The organism is Ileibacterium valens (assembly GCF_001945525.1).
Lineage (GTDB): Bacteria > Bacillota_I > Bacilli_A > Erysipelotrichales > Erysipelotrichaceae > Ileibacterium > Ileibacterium valens.
The window spans coordinates 1-14,211 of sequence record NZ_MPJW01000152.1 but is presented as its reverse complement, the minus strand read 5'-3'; the positions used below and the strand labels follow the sequence as shown (position 1 = coordinate 14,211).

13 protein-coding genes and 1 rRNA gene are annotated in these 14,211 nt (G+C 40.7%); 3 read left to right on the top strand and 11 right to left on the bottom strand.

Features of this window, described 5'->3' with window-relative positions:
- From BO222_RS07950 to BO222_RS07925, 6 genes are all read right to left on the bottom strand, one after another.
- Positions 1-102: ribosomal RNA gene (locus BO222_RS07950) — 16S ribosomal RNA — on the bottom strand; the annotation flags it as partial.
- Positions 103-728: 626 nt separating this feature from the next.
- Complete coding sequence (locus tag BO222_RS07945) at positions 729-1,430, bottom strand: tRNA (adenine(22)-N(1))-methyltransferase (protein WP_075819961.1); 702 nt, start codon at positions 1,428-1,430, stop codon at positions 729-731.
- Positions 1,430-2,575 carry an RNA polymerase sigma factor RpoD gene (gene rpoD, locus BO222_RS07940; RefSeq protein ID WP_075819959.1) on the bottom strand — a complete coding sequence of 382 codons (1,146 nt, stop codon included), beginning with the start codon at positions 2,573-2,575 and terminating at the stop codon, positions 1,430-1,432. Before rpoD ends, BO222_RS07945 begins: the two co-directional genes overlap by 1 nt.
- Positions 2,563-4,383, bottom strand: a complete 1,821-nt coding sequence (dnaG, locus tag BO222_RS07935; RefSeq protein WP_075819957.1) for a DNA primase — start codon at positions 4,381-4,383, stop codon at positions 2,563-2,565. The genes rpoD and dnaG overlap by 13 nt, the downstream gene beginning before the upstream one ends.
- Positions 4,384-4,550: 167 nt before the next feature.
- Positions 4,551-5,936 (bottom strand): glycine--tRNA ligase, encoded by a 1,386-nt coding sequence (locus BO222_RS07930; protein WP_075819955.1) that lies wholly within the window; start codon positions 5,934-5,936, stop codon positions 4,551-4,553.
- A gap of 490 nt (positions 5,937-6,426) precedes the next feature.
- Positions 6,427-7,185 (bottom strand): protein phosphatase 2C domain-containing protein, encoded by a 759-nt coding sequence (locus BO222_RS07925; RefSeq protein ID WP_075819953.1) that lies wholly within the window; start codon positions 7,183-7,185, stop codon positions 6,427-6,429.
- Between the two features lie 295 nt (positions 7,186-7,480).
- Here BO222_RS07925 and BO222_RS07920 point away from each other — a divergent pair, with 295 nt between their 5' ends.
- Positions 7,481-8,464 (top strand): phosphatase PAP2 family protein, encoded by a 984-nt coding sequence (locus tag BO222_RS07920; protein WP_075819951.1) that lies wholly within the window; start codon positions 7,481-7,483, stop codon positions 8,462-8,464.
- A 279-nt stretch (positions 8,465-8,743) separates the two neighbouring features.
- Complete coding sequence (locus tag BO222_RS13735) at positions 8,744-8,974, top strand: hypothetical protein (RefSeq protein WP_075819949.1); 231 nt, start codon at positions 8,744-8,746, stop codon at positions 8,972-8,974.
- A 136-nt stretch (positions 8,975-9,110) separates the two neighbouring features.
- On the opposite strand, the gene BO222_RS07910 is transcribed toward BO222_RS13735, so the two are convergent.
- The 5 genes from BO222_RS07910 to ybeY form a co-directional block, all read right to left on the bottom strand.
- Positions 9,111-10,613 carry a cellulase family glycosylhydrolase gene (locus BO222_RS07910; RefSeq protein WP_075819947.1) on the bottom strand — a complete coding sequence of 501 codons (1,503 nt, stop codon included), beginning with the start codon at positions 10,611-10,613 and terminating at the stop codon, positions 9,111-9,113.
- A 47-nt stretch (positions 10,614-10,660) separates the two neighbouring features.
- Complete coding sequence (gene recO / locus BO222_RS07905) at positions 10,661-11,485, bottom strand: DNA repair protein RecO (protein WP_143356979.1); 825 nt, start codon at positions 11,483-11,485, stop codon at positions 10,661-10,663.
- 156 nt (positions 11,486-11,641) lie between these two features.
- The gene (gene era / locus BO222_RS07900; RefSeq protein WP_434059364.1) at positions 11,642-12,673 is read right to left on the bottom strand and encodes a GTPase Era; all 1,032 of its coding nucleotides are present in this window, start codon (positions 12,671-12,673) and stop codon (positions 11,642-11,644) included.
- Positions 12,674-12,929: 256 nt separating this feature from the next.
- Complete coding sequence (locus BO222_RS07895; RefSeq protein ID WP_075819943.1) at positions 12,930-13,295, bottom strand: diacylglycerol kinase family protein; 366 nt, start codon at positions 13,293-13,295, stop codon at positions 12,930-12,932.
- Positions 13,276-13,842, bottom strand: a complete 567-nt coding sequence (ybeY, locus tag BO222_RS07890) for an rRNA maturation RNase YbeY (protein WP_233131230.1) — start codon at positions 13,840-13,842, stop codon at positions 13,276-13,278. The genes BO222_RS07895 and ybeY overlap by 20 nt, the downstream gene beginning before the upstream one ends.
- An 81-nt stretch (positions 13,843-13,923) precedes the next feature.
- Between ybeY and tnpA the strand changes: the two genes are divergently transcribed.
- Positions 13,924-14,211 (top strand): IS66 family insertion sequence element accessory protein TnpA (gene tnpA / locus BO222_RS07885; protein WP_198931970.1); only part of this gene is annotated, 288 nt, incomplete at its 3' end.

The window sequence follows — 14,211 nt, the reverse complement described above, 5'->3', positions numbered from 1 at the left end:
TTACTCACCCGTTCGCCACTGTATCCAAAGATACCGTTCGACTTGCATGTATTAGGCATGCCGCCAGCGTTCATCCTGAGCCAGGATCAAACTCTCCATTTGATTTGACTCAACGCTTTTGCGTTTTATTTTATTTTTTGATTGTTCAGGTTGAATTGACTTGTACTTGGTTTGTTTGTTTAACCTGTACCAATTGGTACTTGTACATACTGTCTGTAAAGTTTTCAAAGAACGAGTTATTTGTGAAGATTTATTTATCTTTCACAAGCTTGTTTATCTTACTCCCTGTCCTGACCAAAGTCAAGACTTTTTTGTGAATTTCTTTTTGAATTTCACAAGCAGAAGAAGACTTCACTTGTGAGAAACAAGCCGTCTCTCACAAGGCTCATTAAGAATACCACTCCAACAGTCATCGGTCAACCCTTTTTGTGAATTATTTTTAATTTTTTCACAAACAAGGACTTTTGCCCTTAGATAAAGGAGTTTGGATATTTTAGGTTACCATTTTCTTCAAACAGCTTTGTTACTTTAATTCAAAACAAGAGTCAGTTCAAGTCTAATGATTGAGTTTGTAGTCGAAAATTTAATATGAATATTTGAAGTATAAAACCAGAGAACTTTCTTCAAACCAAAAAGGCCCATCCTCTGTATTAGGGATAGACCTTAGAACGTCAGAATAAGACGATTTTATTTTTAAATATCAAACACAAAACATCAAATCTTGGAGCTTATGCATTTGATTTTGATTGAAGTTCTTTTCTTTGGTCTAAGAGTTTCAAAGAAAGATTGATAATCTGCTTTGCCTCTGCCTGCTTATCTTCAGGAAGCGAATGAAGAATATTCAGCCACTTCATCTGTTCATGTCTGAGATAATCATTGACTTCCTGAATATCCGGAAGATTAAATCCAAATTGGATTTCTTCAGGAAGCAGGTTTTGAATTGGCAGAGATGGTTTATAGGAAACCTTTAATAATGGATAATAATGGCCATCCTTGACTACCGTTTCTTTTTCGATGTAGAAATGATGATCACTCAGAAATTTCCGTAAATGGGATACATCCTTATGAGCCGACAACAAAAAACAAACTTTTGTTTTGTCCTTGAAATTAGGATCCTTAATCCAATCAGCTAAGAATTGTTCAATTAGGGCTCCACCCATTCCGGCGATCACAACCATATCCACATCCTGAGGCAAATCCTGCAGACCATCCTGTTTTCGAATAATCATCAGCTTTTGCAGGTTCTCGGTTTCACAGGTTCTTTTTGCCTGCTTTAAAGGTCCATCAGCCACATCACAGGCATAAGCCTTTTTGGCTCGCCCGGTTTGAATGGCTTTAGCACACAGGTAGCCATGATCGCATCCAATATCGGCCAGAACTTCACAATCGATCCAATCCAGGATCCTTGAAAGCCGTTTAGACAGTTTCATCAGGATTTGACAAAATCGCGCAAGCGTTTTGAGCGATTTGGATGCTTCAATTTACGGATGGCTTTGGCTTCGATCTGACGAATCCTTTCTCTTGTTACATTAAACTCACGGCCAACCTCTTCAAGAGTTCTCGTTTTGCCATCGTTAAGCCCAAAGCGAAGGCGCAGCACCTGCTCTTCTCTGCTGGTCAAAGATTCAAGAACCAGATTCAGCTCCTCTTTAAGAAGTTGATTATTCGTATAATCATCTGGAGAAAGAGTATCCTTATCTTCGATAAAATCACCTAAGTGAGAATCATCCTCTTCTCCAATCGGAGTTTCCAGACTGACAGGATCCAGCGCAATTTTTTGAATATCACGTACTTTGTCGGCATTGATGCCTTCGAGTTTTTCCGCAATTTCTTCCGGGATCGGATCACGCCCAAGATCCTGAATCAGCTGGCGTTGAATTCGCGTGAGCTTATTGATCGTCTCAACCATATGAACCGGAATTCGGATCGTTCTGGCCTGATCAGCGATGGCGCGGGTAATTGCCTGACGGATCCACCATGTGGCATAGGTTGAAAACTTAAATCCCTTGGTATAGTCAAATTTTTCAACCGCCTTAATCAGACCACAGTTTCCTTCCTGAATCAGATCAAGCAGGTGCATTCCCCGTCCTACATATTTTTTTGCGATTGAAACCACAAGGCGTAGGTTGCTTGAAATCAGAATCTCCTTGGCTTCAAGATCCCCTTCAGTAATACGCTTAGCAATTTCTTTTTCTTCATCGGCCTTTAATAATGGGATCTGACCGATTTCCTTTAAGTACATTTTGACAGGATCATTGATACGAGTCTGAGAGGCCTGGGCAAATGCTTGTTCGAGCTGTGAAATTTCCGCAGAGACTTCATCAAACTCTTCCTCTTCACTTTGTACAAGGTCCTGTTCTTCTTCATCCTCTTCGTCGGAATCGAGGGAAATCATATTTTCTTCCATCCAGGCAAGAAGTTCTTCTGTTTCTTCTTCAGTCACATTTAAATGGGCGATTGCATCAATAATATCTTTTTGTGAATAAATCTCTGAGAGATCTTTCGTTTTCAGAAGAAAAGCGCGCAGTTCGTCCAATGATTCAAACTTCTGCTTTGTCTGGCTTACAGCTTCCATTCTTGGGACTCCTTCTTTGTTCTCAGTTCGAGTTTTCTGATGATCAGCTCCTGCTTTTTCATGACCATCTCCATCCGGTGTTTTTCATCCGGATGAGATTGAATTTCATGGTTGAGCTGTTCAATCTGATCGGTAATCATTGCCTCCTGAATTTTCAGCAGGCAGTCATGAAAATATTCTTCTGAAATGACTGGATCTTCTGCAATCAGATCAACCAGCAGATTTCGAACTTCATCTTCTTCTATTTCAGCCATCAGATGATCAGGGGATGGCTGATCTTCCCTGTACATTCGATAAATATAGAGCGAAAGAGTCTGTGCTCTTTCATCTGAAAAATAGCCAATTTCATCCCGGAATGTCTGTGCAAACTGCTCGGAAGCCAGCATGCAGCAAAGAGCTGCTTTCTCCGCTTTAAAGCGACCATTTTCAACAGCTGGAACTTCAGGCAAGACAATTCTCTGCTTTGTATTCTTTTTGCCGCGGCCATTAAAGCGCAAAAAATCACGCCGCTGCTTTTGAGCATCCTGAGTATTGGTGAAGTCAAAACCAGTCAGATCAAACAGTTTTTGATAATAGGCTGGTGCTTCATGAATATTCATTGTCTTCTGGATGAGTTCAGCAATGATTTCGGCATATTTTTTCTTGTCTTCGTAATTTTCCAGGCGATATTCACTCTGGAGATAGTTCATCGCAAATTCGACAAAAGGGATTGTCTTTTCTATCGCTTTATGAACCGCCTTGGCACCGTAGGAAATAAACAGCTCATCCGGGTCCTTGCCTGAGCTTTGATGAACAATGGTAAAGGAAATCCCGGCTTCCAAAGCCGCATTTCCAAATTTCCAGGCTGCCTTCTGTCCGGCCGGATCGCTGTCATAAAAGACAGTCACCGGAACATTGAGTCTGCGAATCAGCTGCATCTGCTCATGGGTAAAAGCCGTTCCCAATGCCGCTACTCCTTCGTCAATCCCAGCCTTGGCTAAGCCAATCACGTCCATGGCTCCTTCGACAATCACCAGCCTGTGGTTTTTACGGGCAGCTTCCCTTGCTCGATGATAGTTAAAAAGCAGATTGCCTTTGTTATAGATTGGAGTCTGGGTCGTATTGATATATTTTGGCACATCAGAACCCTGATCACTGGGCAGACACCTGGCCGTAATCCCTATCGGATTGCCTCTGTCATCATGAATCGGTATCGTTATTCGATTATAGAAAAAGGGAATAAGTTCTGATTGGCTGCCATAATCATTTCCAGGTCGAATCAGGCCTGCATCACGAAGAGCATTGACTGGCAATTTTTTTAAGGTCATGTATTGCGCCTGCATCCTTGATGAGGGTGCATAACCAATTTGAAATTTTTCAATCAGCTCAGGCGTAAACTTCCGGCTTTTCAGATACTGCATAGCCGCCTGACCTTCCTGAGATCCTAATTCATAGATCGTATAGTCAAAATAGGTTTTCAGAACTTTATAGAGAGGATCAAAAGGTGATGCTTTGGGAACAAACTGGTTTTGATCCACGTATAGTGGATAACCGATCATCTTTGCAACCTGGATTACGCTTTCAGGAAACGAGATCTTCTCCATCTTCTGAACAAATGTAAAAAGGTTGCCGCCAGCACCGCAGGCAAAGCATTTATAGATCTGCTTATCCACAGAAATCCTCATACTTGGATCATGATCATCATGAAACGGGCAGATGCAGCGATAATCTTTTCCTTTTTTTTCAACTGGAAGATAGCTCGAAATCACATCGACAATATCAGCCTGTGAACGAATGGCATCAATATCCAGTTGAGGAATCATTACCATAATTTCACCTTCTTCACTCTTCAGAAATGATTCGCGTCTAAATACAAATTGGCTTAATAACAAAGATACGCAAAGCTTACTTTTAATTTAGAAATAAGCTTTGCGGTCAATACTGTGGGATTTATGATAATTGTAATAATTTATAAAATTAGTTCTTAAAATCAAACTTAGCTGAAAGATACCCGGCTTTCGATGTATTCAGCGACTCCATCAATTGGTACGCGAACCTGTTCCATCGAATCGCGGTGACGAATAGTCACACAGCCATCATTTGCGGTTTCAAAGTCAACTGTTACGCAGAATGGAGTTCCGATGGAATCCTGTCTGCGGTAGCGTTTACCAATGGATTGAGCATCATCAAAAGTAACAGAGAACTTCTTTGCGAGATCTGCGTAAAGATCCATCGCCGAATCTGAAAGTTTTTTGCTCAGAGGCAGAACAGCTGCTTTGTATGGAGCAAGATATGGATGAAGACGCAATACGGTACGAGAATCATTTTCACCGATCTGTTCTTCATCAAGGGCTTCTGACATCACGGCAAGAATCAGACGTTCAACCCCGACAGAAGGCTCGATAACATATGGGATGTATTTTTCATTGGCTTCCTGATCGAAATATTCAAGGGATTGTTTTGAAGTATTCTGATGAGCACTCAGGTCAAAATCGGTACGATCGGCAATTCCCCACAGTTCGCCCCAACCGATTGGATCGCTGAAGAAATATTCGATATCAGTCGTCGCATTGGAATAGTGAGACAGTTCTTCAGGATCATGAGCTCTCAGACGCAGGTTTTCTTCTGAAAGTCCGAGGTCATGAAGGAAAGTTTCGCATTTGTTTTCAAGGTATTTAAACCATTCAAGGTCCGTTCCCGGTTTGCAGAAAAATTCAAGTTCCATCTGTTCAAACTCACGGGTTCTGAAAATGAAGTTACCCGGTGTAATTTCATTTCTGAAACTTTTACCGATCTGTCCAATTCCAAAAGGAAGTTTCTTACGCATGGAGCGCTGAACATTTTTGAAGTTGACAAAGATTCCCTGTGCGGTTTCTGGACGCAGATAAATTTCAGATTTGGAATCTTCTGTAACTCCCTGGAATGTTTTGAACATCAGGTTAAACTGACGAATTGGAGTGAAGTTTTTCTTGCCGCAGTTCGGGCAGACAATATCATGTTCCTCAATGAACTGTTCCATTTCATGATTTGTCATTCCAGCAGGATTGATTGTGCCGTTTGTTGCATCTTCAATCAGAGTATCGGCACGATAGCGGGTCTTGCAGTCCTTGCAGTCCATCAAAGGATCTGAAAATCCGCCCACATGTCCTGAAGCCACCCATACTCTGGGATTCATCAGGATAGCTGACTGAATTCCGACGTTATTCGGATCTTCCTGGATAAACCGTTTCCACCAGGCATTTTTAATATTGTTTTTCAGTTCGATTCCCAGAGGACCAAAATCCCATGTATTAGCCAACCCGCCATAGATTTCAGAACCCTGATAAACGAAACCGTTATTTCTCATATGGGCAACAACTTCATTAAAATTTTTCTTGCTCATGAGCTAAAACTCCTTTCCCGCTCTCTTCTCGGACACTGCGAAACCGATTCAGACGATAAATCCATAGAAAATGTAAATATATTTATTTCATTTCATAAATCAGTCAAATGAGTCTGTTTCATACGGATTCGATTCGCCGCGGTTCTTTCTTTCGCAATGAGTCAAACGTAATCATACACCTGTAAAAATAATTTGAAAACCACCGGTCATTCGAACAGACAAAGACATTCGAATGTCTGAAATCGCCGTTTCCTATTTTTAAACGATAAAAAAACGGCAAATTCCGTTTTCAGATTGCCGTTCTAATGAGACATTTTCTTAAATCTGAGAATGAATCTACAATATTTTTGATCGTCATCTACTCAAAATTGCTGAAAATGTATCCTAATGGACTGTCTTATTGGCTGATTCATGCCACGTATTGCTTTAAATGTTTGAGTCTGTAAATCAGCAGCTCGTTTTTTATGAAATGATCTGTATGCACTATTCATCAGGAATGCAGATCAGGGGCACTTTTTCCATCGATCATTAAAATCGCACTTTTATCATCATGTGATCTGATAGATTCAATGATTGTTTTGAATGCGTCTTTTCTGGAGTTCTTTTTCATTTTCGAGATTTCAAACATTTTTTTGAGTACATAGGCATCCAGAGACATTCCATCATGATCCCATCGGCAGATCGAATCAAAGACGCCATCTGTAGCGATTAAAAGACGGTAGACTGGATTTCCGGCACTGCCTGCCTTGCCAAACCGCCAACTGCCTCGATCACAGATTGGATCGACGCAGCTGGAGGTTTTTACTCTGGTCTGCAAAACACCATATTCTCCACCCCGGGTCTGATAAATTATTCCGCCATCTCCAGCCATTGCGGCATAGATCCGGCCTTTTCGATAAACGAAAGCCAGAGTTGTAGTCTGGCAGTCATAAAGAGAAATGCCCTTCTTCTTGAGCATTTGATTCAGACCTTCATCGGCAATCGAAAGAGAATCATATAAACAAACCAGCATGGAATGCTCGTTTCTGCACTCTGGAAGTTTTTCCTTTAACGTCTTCATTATTGAAGCGGCGACAAATCGACTGGCAATTTCTGAATCAGAAAAAGAGCGGTCTGATTTAAGTGATACGCCATCACAGACAATACCAACCACATCATTTCCGGCCTTCTCATATAAAACATAATCCTGGTTTGCGACATCATAATCCTTATGCATCTTTCCCTGCAGAGAACATCCTTCAAGAATCATAATTTACCCCCTTATTTTCGTATGGTCCTGCCTTTCTGGTTTACGTGAAGACAGAGCTATTTCCTTTTATTATGCCTGAATAAACCTGAAATATCATGAATTTGGATACCGGATGAAATCTTGTGAAATGGTGAATTCTGAAGTTTTCATTACTCGAAGTATTCTGTTAAAACGGATCAGATCGTTGCTTAACATCATTAATTCTTATTTTGCGAATAAGTTTCTGATTTGATGTGATTCAATGTGGATCTTCGCCATAATCAAAAGAGTTTTTCTTACAGGATATAATAAGGTTATGAATAAAAATATTCTGAATCATGAAAAATCAGGACTCAGCCTGGATAAGCGAAAAGCAGGACTGCTATCCTTATGGATGTTTTGTCTGATTATGCCTGTTTGCGGCTTAATTGCTGGTTCTTTCTTTGACTGGTCAATCGATGAAGCCCTGTTTAATCCAAAGACACAATGGGCCATTCTGTTTGGATACATCGGCCCTTTGCCGGTCTATATTAATTTACTGACTTCGGTCTGGCTGCTGATCGATGGGTTTTATGGAAAATCTCATAAGAATACGCAAACAACCAGAATGGTACTCTGGAAAAATATCTGGAGAATCCTGGGAATGTCTGCGGTTATTTTGACGATTGATCTTACTCAATTTGAACTGAACCATTCTCATTTTGCACCGATGGTCTGGATCACCTTTTTTTTAAGTCTGTTGGGGGCAATGATCTGTCATAAGGCATTTCGGTCATTTTCACCAGTCGAAAAAATTCAGGCTGCTTTCTTTATAGTCCTGACAAGCTGCATTGGAATGATTCTGGTCTCCATGATCAAACACATCTGGCAAAGGCCCAGGTTTATCGCCTTAGAACAACTGAACCCCTCAGCTGGAAAAGCGGATTATTCCGCCTTTAAAAACTGGTGGCAGATCTCAAGAACGCCATTACCTCCAGCTCTTGAAGCCCTGAAGATAAAGGATCCGGATCTGTTCTATTCTTTTGTTTCCGGCCATACCTGCAGCGCTTCGATGTCTTTTGCCATGCTGATTGTGATTCTTCACAATTCAAAAGCCTGGAAGCATCGCTGTCAACTGACTGCTTTGTGTCTGTTCTGGACGATGGCTACTGGATTATCCCGAATGATTTTAGGCAAGCACTTTCTGAGTGATATCTCTGGCGGAATGATTGTCGGGCTTGTCAGTATGATGATCTTGTTTCATCTGCTTTATTCAGAGTCATTCAATTCCTGGTTAAGACGCCAAAAAATCTTTCAATAAGGATCTAAATTCGGATACCAATCTGCATATAAAATTATGTGAAGCACGTTTATAGTCGGCAGCAAGAGAAAAGACTACTCTAAATGTATGAAAAACAATCTAACTGAGATGCTTCCCAAAGATTCATACGAATTGATCGATTTTCTGCCTTTCCAGGTTGAAAAGGATCAGGGACATTATTCTGATGTTGAACCTTATCTGCGAAATCATCAGAAGAAAAAAATTTTTTAACGCTACACAAATTTCTTTCTGAAGCTTTATTGCTATTGCGATCTTGAGGTGGATGACCAGAAAAAGGAAATTGAAAATCCTAAACCAAAAAAGCTGATAAAAATGATTCAAAACTCCGTCAAGAATGATGGAATTCTTCAGATCCGGGCTAAAGATACTGTATTTTTGATTACCGGAAGCGATCTCTATATCACCGTTTATAATCCGGACCCGATCCGTGATTTGATTAAGGCTTTAGCGGATTCTGAAGGCCTGTTTTTGCGAAAACGGGAGTTGTAAAACCAGGATTTTCAAACAAAAAGCGCCTGCCGGCGCTTTTTTCATTTCTGCTTGTCTGTTTTCATTTCTGTTTCCCTGAATCTGCTGCATTCAATTGTCACAAAACAATTCAGATCAGGTCGACTGAATACTGATGTTATCTTAACCGTAGGTTCAGTTTGGAATCGGAAGCAAGAATGAATCCTATATCTTCCATTTTCTGATTGGGTTCAATTTTTGAATTCCAGTCCACTGGTTTAATAATCAGTTCATTGTCATTTATCGTGAAGACGGCGTTCCATGACTGATCAATGGTAAAGCTTTTACTGAATCGAATGGTTTCCTTCCAATCCGAAACGGTTTTTGAAGTCGGATTTTTCAGCTCGAGTTCGTATTGAGTATAAATTCTATCGTCTTTTTCCCAGGACTTTTTCTCATGAATCGAAACTTCAAGTTCACTTTCATCAGTGACTTCTTCTTCATCTGAAAAAACATCACTTTCAATGCCATTGTCCTTATCATCACCAGTTTTTTTATCCATATGATCTACATCTTTGAGATCCTTGGAAGATTGAAATTCCTTTAACCTCGCATCTTTTGCATACGTTTGATGGAGCCATTTTCCATACTCACTTAAATCCTCCAGATCCGGATCGGTTAAATCCGTATCCGGTTTGAACATGGCACTGGATTCATCTTTATTTGAAACAGCCCAGGCAATCCGGCTGATTTTATCTTTATTCATCGATTCAAACCACTGATCTGCCATATCCGAATCCAGCCTGCCATTTCCGCTGGCTTCTGAAATGCCAAATTCTGATACAAAAACCGGCACGCCTAACTCATAAGCCTGATTCATCTGATCTAAAAGATCCTGCCCATGCGTTGCAGCATAAAAATGGACGGTAATCATAATATTTCCGTGAAGATCCAGTGGATCAGCTGCCGCTTCAGTTTCCTTTTGTGACCATTGAGGAGTTCCAACCAGAATCAGTGCATCCGGATCATTCTTCTGAATGACTGGTATAACTTGCTCGGCATATTCCTTAACGTCCTGCCATGTAATATTCCCATTGGGTTCATTGCAGATCTCATAGATCACACCTGGATTTCCAGCATAGACCGCTGACATTTCATCAAAAAACTTTTTTGATTCTTCAACATAAGTCAATGGATTCCCATCTGAAAGAATATGCCAGTCAATAACCGCATACTGATCAGTGACCATAGCCAGTTTCACCCCTTTATGAATTAAGGATTTCAGGGCATTCTGGTCGCCGCCTGTGCAGTATCCATTATCTCCAGCTGTATACATGGCTAATCGAATCACTTCGGAATCCATCTCTTCCCTGAGAAATTCAAACATGTTCTCATTGACTGTTTCAGGCATGTAATTCAAACCAAATGTGCTGGAGCCCTGCAGGACAATCGGCTCATTGTTTTCATCAAGCAGGTGGCTGCCTTTGACATGGAGAGCTTTAGAAACTTTCTTTTGATCCTGTTTCATATTTTTATCCTGATTCTGATTATCTGTCTGATTCTTTTCGATCGCAGCAGAGTCCTGCTCAGGTTTTAAAGATTCAGATTCTGAATTACTGCAGGCCATAAAGCTGGTAATAGTCAGACTGATTGTGCAGATCAGCGACAGTTTTTTTATCATGATTGACTCCTTTATCCATGGTGCAAAAACAAAATTCCTGTTTTTCTCTAGTTCTTCTGGTCCTTCTTGTCCCTGCGATTTTTCTTTTGTTCCATGCTCTGGATGGTTTCAAGAAAACGAATCGATGAATAGGATCGATCGTTATGGTATTCAATCCACGAACATAAAAACAAAAAATCCGCCAGATCGTATTCAAAATTCTGATGAAGGACTGGAACATTTTCCTGCCTGGCTTTAAACAGTGCCCTTAACTTACGAAGTCTGATTACCGGAACCAATAAAAGATCATCTCTTTTGCATTCAGAGCAGATCAATCCTCCCTCTTCTCTTGAAAGGGATACAAGATGATCGGTTCTGCCGCAAATAACGCAGCCATCAAAATTGGGTTCAATTCCCATCGTTTTTATCAGATTGGAAGCAATCAGACAGGAAAACAGATAACCTTCTCTTTTTCGATTCTTGTTAAAGGACTGCCACAGATGATAAACATTCTGATAAAGACCTTTATACAGAGTATCTTCTGTGATCAGATCCCGGATAACAAAACAGATCGACTGATTGATCAGGTCATCATTGATATGATGGGCATAATCTTCACAGGAGCCTCTGGAGAGATAAAGCAATGAATTTGAATATTGCGGCAGATATGAGAGTCTCACTTTGGAAAAAGGAAGAGCTAACCTTCGGTTTTTTGACTTTTCTTTCTGAATTCCTCTGGCGTAAACAGAAAGCAGTCGATCTTCTCTGGTCAGAAGTCGAATTATTCCATCTGCTTCTTTATAGTCACTGCAGCCTAAGACCAAACCCGAAACTTCATCTTCCTTGAGTTCAGGCTCGTTTTGACTGGTCAGCTGCTTATGATCTTTATTCATCTTTTCAACTCCTTTCCTGACTATTTTTGCTAATCTGGCTGATTTATTTGCGGATCGATTCAGAAGATAAACTTTGATCAATACGCAAAAAACAAAAGAACTCCTTCAGCATTCTGAAGGAGAAACAATTGTCCTGAATCCTGAATCGTCTGAGAATTATTCAGAGAGTTCATCGAGTCCAAATTCTTTGATTTTCACTTCTTTATTTCGCCAGTTCTTTTCAACCCGAACATAGAATTCAATAATGACTGGCATGCCCACTTTCTCACGGATTTCAGACTGGCATGCAATTCGAATGTCCCGAATCATGGATCCCTGTTTTCCAATCAGAATTCCTTTTTGAGAATCGCGGTCAACAATGATCAGGAAAGATAAGATCATCCGGCCTTTTTCAATTTCCTTGCGTTCTAGTATTACCGCAATGGAATGCGGAATTTCATCATGGGTTTTCTGCAGAATCTTTTCACGGACCAGCTCGCACAGCTGAAAATTCACGCTGTGGTCACTCTTCATTTCTTCCGGATATAAAGGCGGCTGCTTTGGCAGATATTGTCTGAATACTTTCAGAAGCTCATCGAGATTGACCTTATCTTTTGCCGAAATGGGTACGACATCATTAAAGTCGTATTTATCGGTCCAGTATAAAAGCTTCTTTAATACCTTTTCTCTTGGCAGCTTATCGATTTTGTTGACTAAAAGAACCACTGGTTTATGCAAGGTCTTGATTTTATTCAGAATAAATTCATCGCCAGGTCCAAAAGCCTGAGTGATGTCGATAATCCAGGCGATCACATCTGAATCTTCCATCGCGATGTAGGCGTTTTTATTCAGAACTTTTCCTAAATGCTGCTGAGGCTTATGAATCCCAGGAGTATCCATGAAAACATATTGTACGTCATCTTTAGTCAGAATACCTGCAATGTTATTACGGGTTGTATTGGGTTTATCAGACATGATGGCGACTTTTTCATTCAGGATCGCATTCATCATGGTCGATTTACCCGCATTCGGCCTTCCAACGACCGCAATAAAGCCGGATTGATAGTCTTCAGGAATTTCCTGATGAAGCAGATCATGTATCATCATCTGCGAATCGTCCTCAAGTTCTACAGCTTCTTCTTCGTTTTCCTCTGCTTCTTTTAACTCATCACTGATTTCATTAAATTCTTTTGTTTTTATATCTTCCATTTTTTCTTCCTTTGATTATTCACCAGCCACCAAGTTTGAATGACCAATGATTTCTTACCTGTCTGATGACTTGCTTTTCCTGATTAAATCCTCAAAGCATTCAGACACTCAATGATTTCTTTCAGGCTGCCATCAATTCTTCTTAACTTCTGCAGCTTGTTCTTTTCGATGGCTGCTGAATTCACTGCTTTATTTCAGAAAATTACCAGATTGATTTCATGTTCATGTTATTCCTTTTATTCAACAAGAAATCTTGCTAAAGGTTTTGAATAAAGAGAATGAGTCGGGGGATATAAATCAGGCAAGCCATTAAAAAGGCAAAACAGCTGACCAGAAAGACGGCTCCAGCGGCCATATCCTTGATCAGTTTTGCCTGTTCAGTTCTTTCGGTAGAGATGTAGTCAACAACTTTTTCTATGCACGAATTAAAGATTTCTGCCATTAAAACCAGCGTGATCGACAGAATAATCCATAACCATTCATTAAGATGAATGTTCAGAATGATTCCAGCAAGAACTGCCATGATGGCCAGAATAAACTGAAAGCGAATGCTTCGGTCGCGGACGATTCCATAGCGAACTCCAGCAAACGCATATCGAAACCTATCGAGTAACCACTTCATCCAGGATCACATCCTGCAGATGAAACATCTCTTTTTCATCTTCGGGTTCCATATGGTCATATCCCATTAAATGCAGCAGACCATGACAAAAGAGAAAATCAAGTTCGCGCCTTTGTGAGTGCCCATATTCTTCGGCCTGATCCCTGACTGCCTGGATGTTAATAAAGATATCTCCGAGCTCCTGTTCTTCTTCTTCAATCAGAATATTTGAAGGATCATCCTGCAATGCAAATGAGATAACATCCGTCGAGCGATCAATCTTACGGTAGGTTCGATTGATCTCATGAATCTGTTCTGGGGTTGTAAAGATGACTGAACAGACCAGATCAGTATTTCGGCCTGTTTCTTTACATGCATTCGCAAATATTTTTTCAAAATCCTCAAGGCAATCCGGATAAGGATTGGTTTGTGTCAGATCATTCAATACGATTTCCATATCTCCATTATATCCGCCAACCAAGTGATTGACCATTCGGTGATCTCTGAAACGAATCTGATGAAACAGCACACATTCAAGTAAGCTCATTGCTTTTGAAATTGCCTTCACTGTAACCTTTTGAAATTTGCATGGGCTTAGATCCTCCGGTTCCAGTCGATATTCTGTATTCGACTAGAACTGGAGGATTTTATGCATAATTATCTGTTTTCCAAATCCCGTGAACTGAATCAGGAACAGTGGATGAACCTGGTTGATCAATACCAGGTGTCAGGTCTGACTCAGGCTGGCTTCTGCGTCCAAAACGGCCTGGCTTTATCCACCTTCCAGTACTGGCGCAGAAAAGCTGCCGTCGTATCGCCTGCTTCAGCGGCTCTTGAATTCGTAGAAATTGACAGGACGGTCTTCCTGGATTTGGAAGGATCAGACGAGAGTCCAAAGCCGGTGATTGAAATCACTGACAGCGACCGAACGATCCGT

Excerpts from the sequence above, each read along its gene's own strand:
- BO222_RS07925 (WP_075819953.1), bottom strand. The coding sequence starts at position 7,185 with ATGATTCTTGAAGGATGTTCTCTGCAGGGAAAGATGCATAAGGATTAT.
- rpoD (WP_075819959.1), bottom strand. The coding sequence starts at position 2,575 with ATGGAAGCTGTAAGCCAGACAAAGCAGAAGTTTGAATCATTGGACGAA.
- recO (WP_143356979.1), bottom strand. The coding sequence starts at position 11,485 with ATGAATAAAGATCATAAGCAGCTGACCAGTCAAAACGAGCCTGAACTC.
- BO222_RS07930 (WP_075819955.1), bottom strand. The coding sequence starts at position 5,936 with ATGAGCAAGAAAAATTTTAATGAAGTTGTTGCCCATATGAGAAATAAC.
- era (WP_434059364.1), bottom strand. The coding sequence starts at position 12,673 with ATGGAAGATATAAAAACAAAAGAATTTAATGAAATCAGTGATGAGTTA.
- BO222_RS07920 (WP_075819951.1), top strand. The coding sequence starts at position 7,481 with ATGAATAAAAATATTCTGAATCATGAAAAATCAGGACTCAGCCTGGAT.
- BO222_RS07945 (WP_075819961.1), bottom strand. The coding sequence starts at position 1,430 with ATGAAACTGTCTAAACGGCTTTCAAGGATCCTGGATTGGATCGATTGT.
- BO222_RS07910 (WP_075819947.1), bottom strand. The coding sequence starts at position 10,613 with ATGATAAAAAAACTGTCGCTGATCTGCACAATCAGTCTGACTATTACC.
- dnaG (WP_075819957.1), bottom strand. The coding sequence starts at position 4,383 with ATGGTAATGATTCCTCAACTGGATATTGATGCCATTCGTTCACAGGCT.
- BO222_RS07895 (WP_075819943.1), bottom strand. The coding sequence starts at position 13,295 with ATGAAGTGGTTACTCGATAGGTTTCGATATGCGTTTGCTGGAGTTCGC.